The 17,629-nt window shown below is 39.6% G+C and carries 13 protein-coding genes, 1 tRNA gene and 1 pseudogene; 8 read left to right on the plus strand and 7 right to left on the minus strand.

Annotation, left to right across the window (positions count from 1 at the left end; all coding sequences use genetic code 11):
* Positions 1-28: 28 nt before the first annotated feature.
* Complete coding sequence (locus QT327_RS06440) at positions 29-1,468, minus strand: M61 family metallopeptidase (protein WP_289552376.1); 1,440 nt, start codon at positions 1,466-1,468, stop codon at positions 29-31.
* Between the two features lie 268 nt (positions 1,469-1,736).
* Between QT327_RS06440 and QT327_RS06445 the strand changes: the two genes are divergently transcribed.
* From QT327_RS06445 to QT327_RS06465, 5 genes are all read left to right on the plus strand, one after another.
* Positions 1,737-2,795, plus strand: coding sequence for an efflux RND transporter periplasmic adaptor subunit (locus QT327_RS06445; RefSeq protein WP_130858341.1), 1,059 nt, complete (start codon positions 1,737-1,739; stop codon positions 2,793-2,795).
* A 3-nt stretch (positions 2,796-2,798) separates the two neighbouring features.
* Positions 2,799-5,915, plus strand: a complete 3,117-nt coding sequence (locus QT327_RS06450) for an efflux RND transporter permease subunit (RefSeq protein WP_013663357.1) — start codon at positions 2,799-2,801, stop codon at positions 5,913-5,915.
* Positions 5,916-5,928: 13 nt separating this feature from the next.
* Positions 5,929-7,236, plus strand: a complete 1,308-nt coding sequence (locus QT327_RS06455) for a TolC family protein (RefSeq protein WP_013663358.1) — start codon at positions 5,929-5,931, stop codon at positions 7,234-7,236.
* Between the two features lie 90 nt (positions 7,237-7,326).
* Positions 7,327-8,178: an N-acetylglucosamine kinase gene (locus tag QT327_RS06460; RefSeq protein WP_013663359.1), complete on the plus strand. Its 852-nt coding sequence runs from the start codon at positions 7,327-7,329 to the stop codon at positions 8,176-8,178.
* 12 nt (positions 8,179-8,190) lie between these two features.
* Positions 8,191-8,703: a glutathione peroxidase gene (locus tag QT327_RS06465; protein WP_130858340.1), complete on the plus strand. Its 513-nt coding sequence runs from the start codon at positions 8,191-8,193 to the stop codon at positions 8,701-8,703.
* A gap of 404 nt (positions 8,704-9,107) precedes the next feature.
* Here the strand turns inward: QT327_RS06465 and QT327_RS06470 are convergent.
* Positions 9,108-9,182, minus strand: a tRNA-Val gene (locus QT327_RS06470).
* Positions 9,183-9,515: 333 nt separating this feature from the next.
* On the opposite strand from QT327_RS06470, the gene QT327_RS06475 reads away from it, so the two are divergent.
* Positions 9,516-10,151 (plus strand): hypothetical protein, encoded by a 636-nt coding sequence (locus QT327_RS06475; RefSeq protein ID WP_013663363.1) that lies wholly within the window; start codon positions 9,516-9,518, stop codon positions 10,149-10,151.
* Positions 10,152-10,218: 67 nt separating this feature from the next.
* On the opposite strand, the gene QT327_RS06480 is transcribed toward QT327_RS06475, so the two are convergent.
* The 5 genes from QT327_RS06480 to QT327_RS06500 all read right to left on the minus strand — a co-directional run bounded on the left by QT327_RS06480 (position 10,219) and on the right by QT327_RS06500 (position 13,461).
* Positions 10,219-11,118 (minus strand): DUF72 domain-containing protein, encoded by a 900-nt coding sequence (locus QT327_RS06480; protein WP_130858339.1) that lies wholly within the window; start codon positions 11,116-11,118, stop codon positions 10,219-10,221.
* Positions 11,119-11,186: 68 nt separating this feature from the next.
* Positions 11,187-12,146 (minus strand): M20/M25/M40 family metallo-hydrolase, encoded by a 960-nt coding sequence (locus QT327_RS06485; RefSeq protein WP_013663365.1) that lies wholly within the window; start codon positions 12,144-12,146, stop codon positions 11,187-11,189.
* A gap of 25 nt (positions 12,147-12,171) precedes the next feature.
* Entirely contained in the window at positions 12,172-12,894 is a 723-nt protein-coding gene (recO, locus tag QT327_RS06490; protein ID WP_013663366.1) for a DNA repair protein RecO, read from the minus strand.
* Complete coding sequence (locus tag QT327_RS06495) at positions 12,884-13,258, minus strand: diacylglycerol kinase family protein (RefSeq protein ID WP_130858338.1); 375 nt, start codon at positions 13,256-13,258, stop codon at positions 12,884-12,886. Before QT327_RS06495 ends, recO begins: the two co-directional genes overlap by 11 nt.
* 2 nt (positions 13,259-13,260) lie before the next feature.
* Complete coding sequence (locus QT327_RS06500; protein ID WP_242627399.1) at positions 13,261-13,461, minus strand: signal peptidase; 201 nt, start codon at positions 13,459-13,461, stop codon at positions 13,261-13,263.
* Between the two features lie 207 nt (positions 13,462-13,668).
* Between QT327_RS06500 and ileS the strand changes: the two are divergent.
* Positions 13,669-17,081, plus strand: a pseudogene (ileS, locus tag QT327_RS06505) (isoleucine--tRNA ligase).
* An 82-nt stretch (positions 17,082-17,163) separates the two neighbouring features.
* Positions 17,164-17,547, plus strand: a complete 384-nt coding sequence (locus QT327_RS06510; protein WP_013663370.1) for a TraR/DksA family transcriptional regulator — start codon at positions 17,164-17,166, stop codon at positions 17,545-17,547.
* Positions 17,548-17,629: the final 82 nt, after the last annotated feature.

A 17,629-nucleotide genomic window follows, 5' to 3' on the forward strand; every position in this document is an offset into this window, starting at 1 on the left:
TTATTATCTGTTGTTGAAGTCTTAATGCCTAGATCCGGCGTTTCGTAGCCGCGTTTAAGTCGACAAGCTCCAATCCGACAAACTGCAAATATTTATTATAGTCAGGCGAACCGGCGGTATTAACCAAATGATAAATATCATCTAAAGAAGTTCCTGCTACTTTTTCAGCTAAGTCTTTGAAGGCTGCATCAGAATAGCCTTTGCCCTGTTTTTTATAAAATTCGTTATAAGCCTCTCGCATGACGTCATCCAGACCTTTTTGCCCTTTGGTAGAATGCAATATTTTCAGGTCCATCATCATCGCAATCAAAGCTCCTTTATTATAGTAGGAGACGATACTGTTCAATGAATTCTCATCCTGGCGATAATATTTGATCCAAGCATCAAAGCTTGATTCACTTAACGGTTGAACCTGGTTGCCTGGTCGGTTTTCGACGGCTGTTACGTCTGTCGCCAACATCTGTAAATAACTGTCTTCTGTATGAAAACCAGCGCGTCGCACTAATAAATTATCATAATAAGCGGTAAAACCTTCTCCTATCCAAAGGTTAGTAGTATAATTCTCCTGATCATAGTTAAACGGCCCCAAAGCTTCCGGGCGTAATCTTTTAATGTTCCATAAGTGGAAATATTCGTGTGCAACTAAACTGAGAAAAGATTTATATCCGCTTTCACTGTTATAGTTAAACCGACTTGCACCGAGTACAGTAGAATTAAGGTGCTCCAATCCACCACCTCCTGAATGGTAGTTATGAACAATAAATACATATTTTTTATTCGGGTTCTCCCCAAAAATGGCGGTAGCAGATTCCACGATCTTAGCCATATCTTTAGCCAACCTCACCTTGTCGTAATTACCGCCGCTAACCATTGCAACCTCATGCGGAATTCCGGCCGCAGTAAACTCGAACACATCTTGGTTTCCTACTTCTATCGGTGCATCAAATAAAATATCAAAATCAGCTGCGAAATATGTATTGACTTCGCCTTCTTTTTCCATCAATCCTGTTGAAATCTTGTTCCACGATTTGTGAGGTATGATTTTCACCTCTGCAGGCCGATTTATTTGATTATCTACATACATAAAGATACCCGTCGGCGATAAAAAAGCATGCGAAGCATCAATAAAACTAGTGCGCACCGATACTTCAAACGCATAAACACGATAACTCACCATAATCTTTCCGGCGCCTTTGCTTGAAACCCTCCAGGTATTCTTGCTTACTTTTCGACTGGTCAGCGGCCTCCCATTGGCATCTTTGGCATGGAACCCTTCTACATTCTTCGAAAATTCTCTCACTAAATAAGAGCCCGGTGCCCAAACAGGCATTTTTACGTCCACGTAATCTTCTTTAACGCGATCAATTTCCATGGTAATTTCCGCGTAATGGGCCTGAGGCTCTTTAAAAGACACTTCAAAACGAATAGGGTTAAGTGCCAGCGCTTCGGCAGATAAGGTTGTTATCATGATAGTTAAAAAGCTAAAAAGTTTAATAAATATATTGTTCATGCGTGAAAGAATTAAACTGCAAAGGTAGCAATTTACAGCAGCATCACTGCACCTATTTGTCCTCTTCCATTGGGAGGGCGATTTTAACATCAATAATGTTGCAAAACTGTATGGCAAATAATAATTAACTTTATGCCTTGTAACGCTTGGCAGAATCCGTCAGATCAACTTTTGTGAGCTAACATCTAATATAAAAGAGAACTAAAACGCAGTCAATTTTTTCTGAATGAAGAGAAAGTACATTTACTTAATCATTATTGTAGGTATTATCGCTTTCGTTGCCTACAAGTTTTCCAGTGAAAAAGGAGGTAAAATTGCCCCACCTAGTGAAAGTCCAAAAGGTGCTCCCATTGAAGTAAATGGGATTGTGGTATCACCGAAAGATTTTGAGAATATTTTAACGGTATCGGGTAGCGTTGAACCAAACGAGCAAGTTCAAATTCGGAGCGAGGTTTCAGGTATTATACGAAATCTTTACTTCCATGAAGGATCTTTTGTAACAAAAGGACAAATTCTGTTTAACATTGACGACACAGAATTACAAGCTCAATTATTGCAACGTCAAACCGAAGAAAAACTTGCGGAAGAGAACGCTCGCCGAGCCTCCCTCTTGTTAGAAAAGGAGGCGATCAGCACGCAAGAAAAGGATGTGGCACTCGCAGATTTACAATCAGCTCAGGCGCAAACACAATTAATAAAAGCGCAGATAGCGAAAACAAAGGTAAGGGCACCTTTCAGTGGAAAAATAGGTCTTCGCTCGGTATCGGCAGGAGAATATTTGACACCCACTACGATTGTCGCAAATTTAATGAGTACCAACCCGGTAAAAATTTTATTTTCGGTTCCTGAAAAATATACAGCACAAATAAAAGAAGGGCTGCCTTTAAACTTTACGATAAGCGGCTCGTCAAAACAGTATGGCGCAAAAATATATGCCATCGAACCTGGAATTGATGCACAGACAAGGACAATACAAATTAGAGCTTTAGCTGCCAACGATTCAGGCGAGTTATTTCCAGGTTCTTTCGCCAGGGTGCAACTACCCATCAATATGGTAAAAGAAGCCGTTTTAATCCCCACGGAAGCCGTTATCCCGGTACAAGGAGGCAAACAAGTTTTTGTATGCAAGGGAGGCAAGGCGAGCGCGGTGGACATTGAAAGCGATAGCAGAACAAGCACAGATATCCTCGTGAACAAGGGTATTTCTATCGGTGATACCGTGCTCACTTCGGGTGTCATGGCCTTAAAAAACGGGATGAATGTGCATGTTAACTTAAAAAATTAAGCCATGAGTCTTTCAACCACCAGTATAAAACGTCCAGTTCTGACGATCGTCATGAACCTAATCTTGATTCTTTTTGGGATTATTGGTTACACCTTTTTAGGTATACGAGAATTCCCCTCTATCGACCCCCCTATCGTTTCGGTCCGTACCAATTATGCCGGGGCAAACCCCGACATCATCGAATCACAAATTACGGAACCCCTGGAAAAGTCGATCAATCAAATAGATGGTATTCGCAATATTTCATCGTCCAGCAATCAAGGTTCAAGTAATATTAACATAGAATTTGTTCTTGGTAAAAATTTAGAAGAAGCAGCAAACGACGTAAGAGACAAAGTCTCACAAGCACTCAGAAGCCTGCCACAAGATATAGACGCACCTCCGGTTGTTTCAAAGGCAGATGCTGATTCGGAACCCATACTTACTTTGACTGTAAGAAGTGACACGCGCGATCCATTAGACCTAAATGACATCGCAGAAAATGTCATTGCACAACGATTACAAACCCTTCCCGGCGTGAGTACCGTTCAAATTTGGGGACAACAACGTTACGCTATGCGTCTATGGATTGAGCCAATGCGTTTAGCCGCTTACGGTTTAACTCCCCTAGATGTCCGAAACGCATTGACGCTACAAAACGTCGAATTGCCATCCGGAAAGATTACGGGAGCCAATACAGAGCTTACTGTTAAAACAGCGGGAAACCTTGTAACCGAAGAAGATTTTAATAGATTGATCATTAAAACCGATGGTAATCGGATTATACGTTTTAGCGATGTTGGACGTGCCGTATTGGGACCTGAAAATATTGAAACGAAGATGACGGAATCAGGTATTCCAATGGTGGGGCTAGCTGTGATTCCTCAACCCGGAACTAATTATATCGAAATTGCAGAAGCATTCTACAAAAGAATTGAACAAATAAAGAACGAAATTCCTACCGATATTATACTAGACGTCGCATTGGACAACACGCTGTTCATCAAAAAATCCGTTACGGAAGTGGCCGAAACGATTGCTATAGCCCTGGTATTGGTTATATTGATCATATTTTTGTTCTTCCGAAACTGGGGTATCGCCTTCAGGCCGTTAATCGATATCCCTGTATCTTTAATTGCCACCTTCTTTATTATGTACCTTTTTGGTTTTTCCATTAATGTATTAACACTTCTCGCCATTGTATTGGCAACCGGACTTGTTGTGGACGACGGAATCGTTGTAACCGAAAATATTTACAAAAAGGTGGAAGAAGGTATGTCACCGATGCAGGCTGCCATCAAAGGATCAAATGAAATTTTCTTTGCTGTCATCTCCATTTCGATAACCTTAGCAGCGGTTTTCTTACCCGTTATGTTTCTGGAAGGATTTGTAGGACGGCTTTTTCGTGAATTTGGTGTCGTTATTGCGTCGGCGGTACTCATTTCTGCCTTTGTCTCGCTGACATTAACGCCAATGCTGAATGCTTACCTAATGAAGAAGGGCGGCACCAAGCACTCTCGGTTTTATGAACTCACCGAACCCTATTTTGTAAAAATGACTACTGGTTATGGTAAATCATTGACTCATTTCCTACAGCATAAATGGCTTAGCTTTCCTATCCTTTTCATCTGTTTTGGATTGATTGCCTTCTTTTGGACACATATCAAAAAAGAAACGGCTCCATATGAAGACCGGAGTCTGATTCGCGTCAATGTAACAGCTCCAGAAGGAAGTTCCTATGATTACATGGACCGTTTTATGACCGAACTTACACAGCTCGTTAATGACTCCATTCCTGAAAAATCTGTTAATTTGGTCATGACATCACCGGGATTCGGTTCATCTTCAATTAACAGCGGGAGAATGCGCATGACCCTAGTAGCTCCGGAAGACCGGGTACGTTCACAGGCAGAAATTGCAGAGGCATTAACTAAACAAACGAGAAAATATACCGAAGCCCGGACCTTCGTCACGCAAACGCCGACAATCTCGGTAAATAGACGAGGCGGGCTACCTGTACAATATATTATACAAGCACCAACATTCGACAAGCTCCGTGAAAAAATACCGGAATTTATGGACGAAGCGAACAATGATCCGACGTTTTCTGTGGTTGACATTGACCTTAAGTTCAATAAACCGGAACTCAATATAAGCATCGATCGCGACAAAGCCCAAAGTTTAGGCGTATCGGTACTCGACGTTGCTCAAACCCTGCAGCTCTCGCTAAGCGGCCAACGCTTTGCCTATTTTATCATGAATGGCAAACAATATCAAGTAATCGGTCAATTTGACGATGTAGACAGAAGTTCTCCTTTGGATTTAGCCGCTATATTTGTTCGAAGCAATACAGGGCAATTGATTCAATTGGACAACGTTGTAACGATCGAAGAACGTTCTAGCCCACCTCAATTATATCATAATAACCGGTTTATGTCGGCTACCGTATCGGCAGGATTAGCACCCGGCGTAAGTCTCGGCGAAGGTATTGATGCAATGGACAGAATTGCAGCCAAAGTACTTGACGACAGCTTTTCTACAGATTTAGGCGGTGAATCACGCGACTTTAGGGAAAGTGGGTCGAATACCTTATTCGCATTCGGGCTCGCTTTATTATTAGTATATTTAATATTGGCGGCGCAATTTGAGAGTTTTCTCGATCCATTTATCATTATACTTACCGTTCCTATGGCTGTGGCCGGTGCACTGTTATCCTTATGGGTGGTTGGAGAAAGTTGGAATGTATTCAGTCAGATCGGCACTATTATGTTGATCGGTTTAGTCACTAAAAATGGTATTCTGATAGTTGAATTTGCCAATCAACTTAAAGAAGAAGGCAAGACCGTTAAAGAGGCTATCTTAGAAGCGTCCGAGGCTCGGTTACGACCGATATTGATGACAAGCTTTGCAATCGCATTGGGAGCTCTTCCCATTGCATTGGCCCTTGGTGCAGCTGCAACAAGCAGAATAGGCATGGGAGTTGTAATTGTAGGCGGAACGATTTTCTCATTGATCCTAACCTTATTTGTCATCCCTGCCATTTACTCGTTATGGTCAAGAGAGTATAAACCGAATTTGGATTTGAAAGAAGCAGAAGAAGTAGAAAGACAGGAACTAAAAGCCGCTCAGGCAATGCTATAATAGCTAATCGTTTATGAAAAAATTATTGTATATTTTCTTACCGATATATATTTTGCCCTTTATTGCCTTTGCACAAGAGATATTGAATTTGGAAGATGCTGTCGCTATTGCCCTTAAACAAAACTATGACATCAGGCTTGTTAGCAATGATGTTGCTATTGCAAAGAACAATGCAAATTTGGCCAATGCCGGCATGTTGCCAAGTGTTACGGGCGATGCTTCTGCATCCGCTGCTACACAGAACACGACACAAACACTATTAAGCGGTGAAACCCGATCGTTAAAAGGGGCACGGAACACATCCATGGCTTATGGTGCAAATCTGGATTGGACTGTTTTTGATGGGTTTCAAATGTTTGCGCGTTACGATCAATTGAAAGAATTACAGAAGCTAGGTGATGCGAATTTAAAACAGGCAATTTTATCCACCGTTTTTAACGTCGTTAGCGAATATTTTAACCTGGTACAACAAAAACAACAACTTACCGCCTTACGAACAGCACTAGACCTTTCAAAATATCGCCTAGAAATGGCTGAGAATCGATATCAGATTGGAAGAGCCTCTAAATTAGAGGTTTTAGCCTCCAAAGTCGACTTAAATACCGATACCACAAATCTTATGCGTCAAAATGTGCTTTTCAGCAACACAAAAATCAGATTGAACGAAATCTTAGCTCGCGATGTCAATACGCTTTTTGACGTAACGGACAGTATCAGTATAGAAGACAATCTTAAATATGATAACTTATTAAATCTCGCACTCCAACATAATCCGGCTTTGCAAGCAGCTTTAATTAATCGAAGGATAGCACAGCTTGAATTGAAAGAAGTAAAAGGTCAGCGTTATCCCACAATAGACATAAATTCCGCGTATACACGAACACGAACTACGGCTGAATTAGGCTTTGCGACGAAAAATCAGGGCAATGGATTTAGTTACGGCGTGTCAGCATCAATGAATATATTCAATGGGTTTTTACAGAAAAGGAATGAGAGGAATGCAGCATTGGCCATTGAAAATGCGAGCATTAACCTGGAGAAAACGAATCAAGCACTTCTTTCACAGCTTTCATCTGCCTATCAGACTTATCTCGTTAATCTAGAATTAGTTGATCGAGAACAAGGAAATCAAATGGTTGCTAAGCAAAATATGGATATAACGCTCGAAAAATATCGTCTAGGAAGCATTACACCCTTAGAGTTTCGCGAAGCCCAAAGAAACTATGTTGATGCAAGCGTTCGATTCAGCAATGCTCAATATGAAGCAAAAATGGCAGAAATTGGTCTAAAACAGATTGCTGGGTCACTCACGCTCAATTAATGTGCTTTAGACACTTTATAAATGGTTATTCCAGTATTTTAGTATATTTGTATCTAAAACGTTAACACATAAAGCCTACCAAATTTTACTATGATATTGGTTGTAGATAGCGGATCGTATAAATCTGACTGGATGCTTGCACTTCCAAACAGCGAACCTTTAACTTTCAGAACAAGAGGATTAAATCCCTTTTTTACCACGGAGAAGGAAATCGTAAAGATTGTGCAGAATATCACAGATATAGCACCCTATGCAGATCTTATTTCAGAAGTCTATTTTTTTGGATCGGGCTGCACAAATCCCGACCGTCGGGAAATGGTATCAAATGCTCTTTCTCAAATCTTCAAAAAGGCTTTTATTTCAGTAGAAACCGACCTTATCGGCTCCGCTTATGCTACCTGTGGAAATGATAGTGGTTATACCGCAGTACTTGGAACGGGGTCAAATGTTACCTTTTTTGATGGTGAACAGGTACAACCAACAAGGCAAGGACTGGGTTTTATACTAGGTGATGAAGGTTCCGGCGCTTGGTTCGGAAAAAAATTGATAACAGCTTTTCTCTATGGTGCTTTACCCGAAGAGCTCTCCAGGAAATTTGAAAGTACTTACCGGATCAATAAAGAAATGGTTATCAAAAACGTTTATCAAAGGAATTCTCCAAACACCTATCTCGCCTCCTTTGCGCCTTTCATGGAAAGCAATCAAACGCACCCATATATTATGGGTCTATTGCACCGTGGCTTTGAGGAATTTGTAAAAACAAACATTTTATTGTTCCCTGATTATCAAAATCATTTATTTCATTTTGTGGGATCTATCGCTTATTACTTCAGTGACCAACTAAGGATCGTATGCGAGCAATACGCCGTACAAATCGGCAAAATAATTAAACAGCCTATTGAAGAATTGTTTAACTTCGTTATCGAAAGAGAAACAGTTTAAATCAATAGAAACATGAAAACGCTGCTTTTAATTATGAGCATGTTTATGGCTCTCCCACCTGAAAATATTTATCAGTTTTCATTTACCTCCATCGACGGTAAAACAATTGATCTAAAAGATTTCAAAGGAAAAAAAATCTTTTTGGTTAACACCGCCTCTAAATGCGGCTTCACTCCCCAGTATAAAGAACTGGAGGAATTATCAAAAAGATTCAAAGACAAGGTTGTCGTGATCGGATTTCCTGCCAACAATTTCGGCTCACAGGAGCCTGGTTCTAATGACGACATAAAGTCGTTTTGTGAACAAAATTATGGCGTGACTTTTTTACTCGCAGAAAAAAGCAGTGTGAAAGGCGACGATATTAACCCTATTTTTGATTATTTAACAAAAGCGGAGAATCCGGATTTTACAGGCGACATCAAATGGAACTTTGAGAAGTTCTTAATTGACGAAAACGGCCACTTGATACATCGTTATCGTTCCGCCACCAAGCCGCTATCAACTGAAATCACTTCTCAACTTTGAGTATATATTAAAATTGAAATAAAAAGCCTTGATGATGGGCATCAAGGCTTTTACTTAACCAATTATAAACCTAAATTATGAAAAGACTACTTTAATACTGCATGACAGCAGTCAAAACACTTACCACAAAGTCCATGCCAATAAAAAAAATGAGCAACCCTTTTTCGGATTGCCCATTTACATTTTAGGTTTGTAATCGGTATTTATAAAAGTATGACAAACAAGTGATAAATCAAAATTAAACTGCAATCTTTTTTATTGTCATGACACAGATTCAGTAATCGCTGTCAGTTAGAAAGTAGTATCAGTTTTACTCATCAATCGAGTGTCATTTAATATCAAACAATAAAAGGGAATAAAAATAGATATAAAATAAAAAAGCACCTTGAATAGATGCTTAAGTGTGGAGGCTACTGGATTCGAACCAGTGACCCTCTGCTTGTAAGGCAGATGCTCTGAACCAGCTGAGCTAAGCCTCCTTTTCCTACCTATCCAGGTATTCTTCCCGTTTGGGACTGCAAATATAGAGTTGTTCCACAACAATGCAAAATATTTTTGAACTATTTCTTCGCTTATTATGTAATCAGTTAATTTTTAATATTTTACTCTTTTGGTAAAAGTGGTTTTCTTAAACTTATCGACGCTATTCCTTCCTTCTGGGCTTTTTTATCGTCATTTAAAGCCTTTTTTATACACTTTCGTTTGCTCCCACGGTCTGCCGTCTTATCCAAATACCGGAAAACCATGGCATTCTATAAGGTTTGTGTTATATTTGCCGGAGTTAAATACGTCAAACACAACTTATATTACTTATGCAAAGACTAAAATTTTCTTTCTTCATTTTCGTTCTTTCCTTTTCTTTAGCTAATGCACAAGCGCAAACTGCACCTACTTCACCTGTTAAAACGTCAAAAATTTCCCAGGCAAAATCACAACAGGGATTGAACGGAGGATCTATTGCAAGTCAGTTTGACTATATTAACAACACTTCAAATAATTATCAGGACTATAAAGTAGTTCGAAAAACCTCCTTAGAAAAATTAGAGACAAACATAACAGATTCAATCAAAGCTATGCAGACCAAACTGGCCAATGTAAAAGCCACTTTGGACAACCATGATCGTGAGGTTTCTTCTCTTCAAGATAGCTTGAACAAGGTAGCACAGGAACTCAAAACTACCAGGGAACAAAAAGAGAGCTTTAGTTTTTTAGGGATCCTCTTACCGAAGAGTACCTATAACTTACTTATATGGTGTATAATTGGTGTACTTGCTCTGGCACTTACGTTTTATATATATCGTTTCAACCAAAGTCATTTAGTAACTGCCGATGCAAAAAAAACATTGGAAGAACTACGCCTCGAATTCGAGCAACATCGCAAGAAAGCTATGGAAAGGGAACAAAAGCTAAACAGGCAGCTCCAAGATGAATTAAACAAGAGGCTGTAAACCATAATATAGAGTGCTCCATGTTTTTGACAAGATATAGGAGACACTCTTTTTTTGTAGCTTATTTTCAAAGTAGCTTAGCCTGTTCACCTGTCTCCGCTAGTCCTTTCGGAACGTGTAAGTCAAGATCAAAAACGCTGTTCAACTTTTCAATAAAATAAGAGGAGAGTAAAGGCGACTCCCTTTCTATATTCTGATGCACAAAAAAGTACAAAGATTGCAAGCCTTCCGATCGCCATTCCTGTATTCTGTCTATCCATCGATCCAAACGTTCGTAGTCGCTTGAGTGATTTGCCCCAACATAGCGAATAAAGGCCTCAGGAGAGGTTAGTCGCATGTGCAACATATCCCTACGACCCGCGGTATCAACTATTATATTTGCCATACGATGCTCTTTTAGTAGATTACTATACTCGTCAAATATCTCTTTATTCTGAAACCACTCTTCATTTCTAACCTCTACCGCCAATGGTATGCCTTTTGGAAAAGCTGACAAATAAGCAGAAAGGCGGTCCAAATTAGTTGGTTTAAAATTGTCATGAAGCTGCAAAAATGCCATGCCAAGTTTTTCTTCAAAAAAGCTAATCGCATCGCAAAAAGCAATCGTAGGTTCCTCAGCATTTAATAAACGTCTGTAGTGACTGATCTGATTTGGCAATTTTGGGAAAAATTTAAAATCAGCAGGCACTTTATTCTTCCAAGTCAATACTTGTTGTTTATCCGGCGCATTGTAGAAGGTAGCATTGAGTTCAATTGCATTAAACTGGTTTGCGTAGTACGATAACTCGTCTTTTGTTCCACGTGGATAAAATCCTTTTAGATCTTGTTTATTCCACTTAGCACATCCTATGCTCACCTTAAAAGCCGCCTTGTTTCTAGTAGCATTCAGTAGGTTAATTGTATCCGAATGGGTGTCAGGCAAAGTAAAATCCACTTGCCCGGGGTCTTCAACTTGTCCAAATTTCATTGTTAATTTTTTTTATTATCGACATCGATCAAGAGACACACGCATAAATATACAAACATGTAAAAATCTTACTTGACTTCCGTAAAGTTAAGTTTATTTTTATTCATTGCTTTCAAAATGATTTCTATTTCCAAATCGACTATTTTTGCCAATGCTGTTATATTGACTTTTTCAGGAGTATCCGTAGGCATATGGTAATCTTCATGTCCACCCGTGTGAAAAAAAAGAACCGGGATACCTTTAGCGTAAAAGGAGCCATGATCAGAACCACCACTTCCGCTTCTGTCTGTAAAATATTTAATATCGCTTGTAATACCTTCAAAAACGGCTGGCCAACTATCGCTTGTACCGAAACCGCCTATTCCAAGTCCACGCCCCGGATCATACCTGCCAATCATATCCATGTTCACCATAAAATTCACTTTATTCATTGATGTAACAGGATGTTCTACATAATACTTAGAGCCCAGCAGCCCCAATTCCTCTCCCGAAAAAGCTACGAAAAGAATATTATAATTCTCTTGCCGTCCATTTTGTGAAAAACACCTTGCTAGTTCCAATAGTCCCGCGACGCCCGAGGCATTGTCATCGGCACCATGATGGATCTTCCCTTCAGGCAAAGCGTCCTTAGAACTGCCCTGTGTACCTAGCCCCAAATGATCATAATGGGCTCCAATGATGATTGTATTTGTCGCCCTATTATCCAAATATCCTATCAGGTTATCGGCTTTCCGCAAACTATCGGGAACAACCACCTTTTTCACTTTTGCTATAAACGGCTGTCGATAACCCTTATCTCCTAATGGCTTCAGGCCATATTTCTTAAAATAGCGCTCAATATACTTCGCCGCCTTTTTTATACCTTTACTGCCCGTTCCTCTACCTTCCAACTTATTTGCTGCCAAAAAATAGATATGCTTTTTTATCAAAAGTGAGTCTGCTTTAATTTCGCCGCTTTGAGCATGACAAAAGGAAACAGTTAAAAAAAACATAGAAGGCAGCACGTAACTTTTAATGAATGTAAACATATTATTCGTATATGATATGATTGCTTTAAGCCAAAACTTCTTCCAGTATTTCGAGTGATTTTATTTCGCCTAAACCATCGATATGGAGTTGATAAAAATCGATCAATTTCTGCAAAAGAATTCTTCGGTCCCGGTTACCTATTTTCACATTGTTAAGCGATGCAAAACTGGTATTTAAAAGTGTATTCCACTGACCGGTATGTGGTTCCTGCAAAACTAAGATATGACCTGGGGTGAATCGAGTAAAAACACCTTCCTTAAGATCAAAATAAATTTGTTCTCCTGTTCGGGATGCTGGATAGAAGCCTAAATATTTGGTGAGTTTTAGAAGAAAAGCTAAATGAAAATTGATCGGTGTTTCCTCGGACGAATCTAACCAGCATATTGCACTAAAGAGGTATTCAAAAAGCTTTTCATCCGGCCCCTGCTGCCGAATGCTTTTATATATTATTTCCGTAATAAACAAGGCCATGGAGCTTTTTATAATATCGTAGGGAATCCGTTGAAAAACCGGTAATTGCCGAGCCTCCGCCATCCGGTTTAATCCCGTTGTAGTTTTTTGATATACGACAAGATCTAATAAATGTAGTGGTTGCAATATATTAAGGTGAATCTTCGCCCGTGCCCTCTTTACGCCGTTGATAAGATAAGACTGTATACCAAACTTTTCCGTAAATATTTGCGCCACAACACTCGTCTCGGCATAAGGAGTAATCTTCAGGACAATTCCTCTGGTTTTATGTAACACTATTGAAATGCTTTATTACTTGCACAAGTTTAGGCAAAAAAATAATGATTCCACAAATAATAGAAAATACAGCCAACAGCAGAACGGCGGAGGCGGCGGCATCCTTCGCCTTTTTTGCTAAGGGATGCCAGGTAGGTGAAACCAGATTGGTTAAAGCTTCCAGCGCAGTATTAAATAGCTCAGCAGCCAATACAAGAAAAATGGATACCCCAATCCAAAGCCACTCATTGAGATCGATTTTCAATAAAAGCCCCATTATAAGGGCAAGTATTGCAAAAGCAGATTGGATCCTGAAGTTCCTTTCGGTTTTAAATGTATCACGTAAACCATACCAAGCAAATCTCAACGCAGATAGAAAGCCCATAATTAATCACTTTCGGAGGATTGCTGTTGCTCTTCTCTTGATTCAAGGATGCTTTGACGCTCTATTTTTCTAATTAAACTATAGACAATAGTAACAAAGCCGACACCAAATACCAGTACACCCAATGTTAATGTGATTCCATAGAAATCATTTTCCAACCTTTTCAGATACATGCCCAACATGCCCATCAGAATTCCCAACATTGTAATTAGGATACCGCGTTTCAGATATTTATTCATAACTACTAAGAGCTAAACTGTCAGTTAAAGATAATAAATTTTCGCTTTGTGACGATCTAAAGGTTTAAATCGAAAGAAAATACAGGAATAAGCAGGGAAGCGATTACACCGTTTTCACTTTTCGCCTTAATGTCTTAACTTTGCATCCTTAATTTTTGGATTAATACACTGATGTACAAGGAATATAAACAGCTCGATTTACCAAATATAGGCAACAATATCTTAGCTAATTGGCAGGCAAAGAATGTGTTTGAGAAAAGTGTCACCAGCAGGCCTTCTACAAAGCCCTATACTTTTTATGAAGGTCCTCCCTCTGCCAATGGTATGCCTGGCATACACCACGTCATGGCTAGGACAATAAAGGATATTTTCTGCCGATATAAAACCTTAAAAGGCTTCCAGGTAAAGCGGAAAGGCGGATGGGATACCCATGGTCTTCCCATCGAACTTGCTGTAGAAAAAACTTTAGGTATTACTAAAGAAGATATTGGTAAAAAGATATCAGTAGAGGAATACAATAACGCCTGTAAGCGCGAAGTAATGCGCTATACGGATGTTTGGAATGATCTGACTGAAAAAATGGGTTATTGGGTTGATCTCAAAAACCCCTACATTACTTATCAAAACGAATACATCGAAACCATTTGGTGGATATTAAAGGAATTATACAATAAAGACCTATTATACAAAGGTTATACTATTCAGCCATACTCTCCTGCTGCGGGAACCGGCCTGAGCTCACATGAGCTAAATCAACCCGGCACCTATAAACCTGTTAAAGACACGACAATTGTAGCAGAATTTAGAATCGTCAAAGATCAGATTCACCCATTAATGCCTCAGTTGTTCGAAGAGGAAGGAGAAGATACGGCAATCATCGCCTGGACTACCACACCTTGGACTTTACCGGCAAATTGCGCACTCGTCGTGGGAAAAAATATTACCTACGTAAAGATACGGACGTTTAATCCCTATACATTTGAGCCGATCAGCATTGTTTTGGCAAAAGATTTAGTTGGCAAGTATTTCAAATCGGAGGCGAAAGATCTTCCCTTCCAAGATTACAAAGAAGGTGACAAACTGATTCCTTGGGAACTTGCAACTGAATTTAAAGGAGAAGACTTGCTCAATTTACGTTATGAACAACTACTTCCTTATGTCATTAATGATGATTTACAGCAACATGCATTCCGTGTCATCCCTGGGGATTTTGTGACGACCGAAGATGGCACCGGTATCGTACATGCTGCTGCTACATTTGGTGCAGACGACTTTAGAGCCTGTCGTGAAAACGGAGTTCCCGGAGTTTTAGTAAAAGATGAAAATGGCAAAGATGTTCCAATTGTAGACAAACAGGGACGATTCGTCAAAGAAATTACAGATTTCGCCGGACGTTTTGTTAAGGAAGAATACTACAGCGACGAAGAAAGGCAAGAGCCGGACTTTAAACCAACGGATGTGTTAATTGCGATCAAGTTAAAGGAGGAGAATAAAGCCTTTGATGTCAAACGATATGAACACAGTTATCCACATTGTTGGCGTACCGACAAGCCTATCTTGTATTATCCCTTAGACAGCTGGTTTATAAAAACCACTGCCGTTAAGGAAAAACTCGTGGCACTTAATAAAACGATCAATTGGAAGCCTGAAGCTACCGGCACAGGACGTTTTGGAAATTGGCTGGAAAATCTAGTTGATTGGAATCTATCTCGATCTAGGTATTGGGGCACTCCCCTGCCTATCTGGCGTTCAGAAGATGAAAATGAAGAAATTTGTATAGGATCGATACAGGAATTACGTGAATATATCGAGTTTAGTTTAACTACCAATGTGTTAAATGAAGAAGAAAGCGCCAAACTACGCGAATATCTGGTAAAACTCGACACTGATAAATTTGATCTTCACCGACCTTATGTAGACGACATTGTGCTTGTGTCTGATAGCCTTCAGAAATTGTTTAGAGAGCCTGACCTTATCGATGTGTGGTTCGATTCCGGATCAATGCCGTATGCACAGTGGGGGTTAGACCATGAAAAATTAGCAAAAGGAGAGAAATTTCCATTCAAAGAAGGTTTTGAAGAGGCGTATCCAGCCGACTTTATAGCTGAGGGCGTAGACCAAACGCGGGGGTGGTTTTTACATTGCATGCAATAGCAACCATGCTTTGTGATTCCGTAGCATTTAAAAATGTGGTTTCTAACGGTCTGGTGCTCGATAAGAATGGAAACAAAATGTCCAAACGCTTAGGTAATGCGGTAGATCCTTTTGCCACCATTTCAAAATACAGTGCCGATGCTACCCGTTGGTACATGATCAGCAATGCTGCACCTTGGGATAACTTAAAATTCAATGAAGAAGGTTTAGATGAAGTGCGGCGTAAGTTCTTCGGAACACTATACAACACTTATGCTTTCTTTGCGCTATATGCCAACATTGACGGCTTCTCTTACATGGAAGCAGAGATCGCCTATAATGACCGTCCTGAAATTGATCGTTGGATCATATCACTCTTGAATAGTTTGACAAAAGAGGTAGATACATTCTATCAAGATTTCGAGCCAACAAAAGCAGCTCGTGCCATCCAAAATTTCGTGGATGAGCATTTAAGTAATTGGTATGTACGACTATGTCGCCGCCGTTTTTGGAAAGGCGAATATAGTGAAGATAAAATCTCTGCTTATCAAACCCTATATACCTGCTTAGACACAGTTGCGAAACTCATGTCTCCAATCGCTCCTTTTTTCAGTGATCAACTATTTCTGGACCTCAATAACGCAACGCAGAAAGATCGGGCGGAATCAGTTCACCTTTCTTTCTACCCGACTTATAATGAAGCGCTTGTAGACAAAAATCTGGAAGAACGGATGACCTTGGCCCAAGATATATCGTCGTTAACTTTATCTCTACGTAAAAAAGTAGGTATAAATGTTCGTCAACCACTAAACAAAATTCTACTTCCGGTGTTAGATGATACATTCAGGGAGAAAGTAGAGAAAGTGAAAGATTTGATTTTATCGGAGACAAACATCAAAGAAATAGAGTTTATAAAGGATACTTCCGGGATTATACGAAAAAAAATCAGACCTAACTTCAAGGCCTTGGGACCTAAGGTTGGAAAAGATATGAAACTGGTTGCAGCAGCTATTCAAGCGTTTGGAGAGTCGGAAATTAGTCAATTGGAAACATCTGGATCCTTTACCTTAACGGAGGCTCCTTATACAGTTACCTTAGCGGATGTAGAAATAATCGCAGAAGATGTAGCTGGCTGGCAAGTTGCCAACTTAGACAAGCTCACGGTAGCTTTAGATGTTCATATTACACCGACACTAAAAAATGAAGGCCTGGCACGTGAACTTGTGAATCGCATACAAACACTTCGAAAGGAACTTAACTTTGAAGTAACTGATAAGATCAATGTGACGATAAGCAATAGTTCCTTAATTGCCGATGCTATTAAAGATAATTTATCTTATATTAGCACAGAGATCCTAGCCAACTCGTTTAAAGTTGAAAACAACTTAACCGGTGGAGAACGTGTTGAAATAGAAGAGACTGAGCTAAATGTATTAATTGAAAAAGTGTAGTTTTAGAATCTATAACCCGTATTATAGCAAGGTCTTTAGCAAAACCTTGGCAGATTTAGATTCTTGTTAAAAAATTTGAAAAATGGAAAACACAGAAAAGACACGTTACAGCGATGCCGAACTACAAGAGTTTAAAGAAATTATCTTGGAAAAACTTCGAGTAGCGAAAGAAGAATTAGCCTCTTTGACTAAATCTTTAAGTAACCCAAACAGCAATGGTACAGATGATACGGCGGGTACTTTCAAAACGTTGGAAGATGGTTCGGCTACGCTTGAAAAAGAGCAGATCAATCAATTAGCTGCTCGTCAGAAAAAGTTCATTGACAATTTAGAGGCTGCATTGGTAAGAATAGAAAATAAAACATATGGCGTGTGCAGAGAAACGGGTAAACTAATTCAAAAAGAGCGTTTACGCGCTGTTCCCCACACTACTCTAAGCATGGAAGCCAAATTAAAACAATATTAAAAACAAATCGGCCATTTCTCATTAACGGAGGATCTCATTCTTCTTTAGGGAAATGGCTGATTGATTTTGTGCGAACGAAATA

It is taken from the genome of Olivibacter sp. 47, assembly GCF_030372825.1.
GTDB classification, from domain to species: Bacteria; Bacteroidota; Bacteroidia; order Sphingobacteriales; family Sphingobacteriaceae; genus Olivibacter; species Olivibacter oleidegradans.

Bases quoted from the DNA above. Each gene is read 5' to 3' on its own strand.
- QT327_RS06440 (WP_289552376.1), bottom strand. From the start codon at position 1,468: ATGATAACAACCTTATCTGCCGAAGCGCTGGCACTTAACCCTATTCGT.
- QT327_RS06445 (WP_130858341.1), top strand. From the start codon at position 1,737: ATGAAGAGAAAGTACATTTACTTAATCATTATTGTAGGTATTATCGCT.
- QT327_RS06450 (WP_013663357.1), top strand. From the start codon at position 2,799: ATGAGTCTTTCAACCACCAGTATAAAACGTCCAGTTCTGACGATCGTC.
- QT327_RS06455 (WP_013663358.1), top strand. From the start codon at position 5,929: ATGAAAAAATTATTGTATATTTTCTTACCGATATATATTTTGCCCTTT.
- QT327_RS06460 (WP_013663359.1), top strand. From the start codon at position 7,327: ATGATATTGGTTGTAGATAGCGGATCGTATAAATCTGACTGGATGCTT.
- QT327_RS06465 (WP_130858340.1), top strand. From the start codon at position 8,191: ATGAAAACGCTGCTTTTAATTATGAGCATGTTTATGGCTCTCCCACCT.
- QT327_RS06475 (WP_013663363.1), top strand. From the start codon at position 9,516: ATGCAAAGACTAAAATTTTCTTTCTTCATTTTCGTTCTTTCCTTTTCT.
- QT327_RS06480 (WP_130858339.1), bottom strand. From the start codon at position 11,118: ATGAAATTTGGACAAGTTGAAGACCCCGGGCAAGTGGATTTTACTTTG.
- QT327_RS06485 (WP_013663365.1), bottom strand. From the start codon at position 12,146: ATGTTTACATTCATTAAAAGTTACGTGCTGCCTTCTATGTTTTTTTTA.
- QT327_RS06495 (WP_130858338.1), bottom strand. From the start codon at position 13,258: ATGGGCTTTCTATCTGCGTTGAGATTTGCTTGGTATGGTTTACGTGAT.
- QT327_RS06500 (WP_242627399.1), bottom strand. From the start codon at position 13,461: ATGTTGGGAATTCTGATGGGCATGTTGGGCATGTATCTGAAAAGGTTG.
- QT327_RS06510 (WP_013663370.1), top strand. From the start codon at position 17,164: ATGGAAAACACAGAAAAGACACGTTACAGCGATGCCGAACTACAAGAG.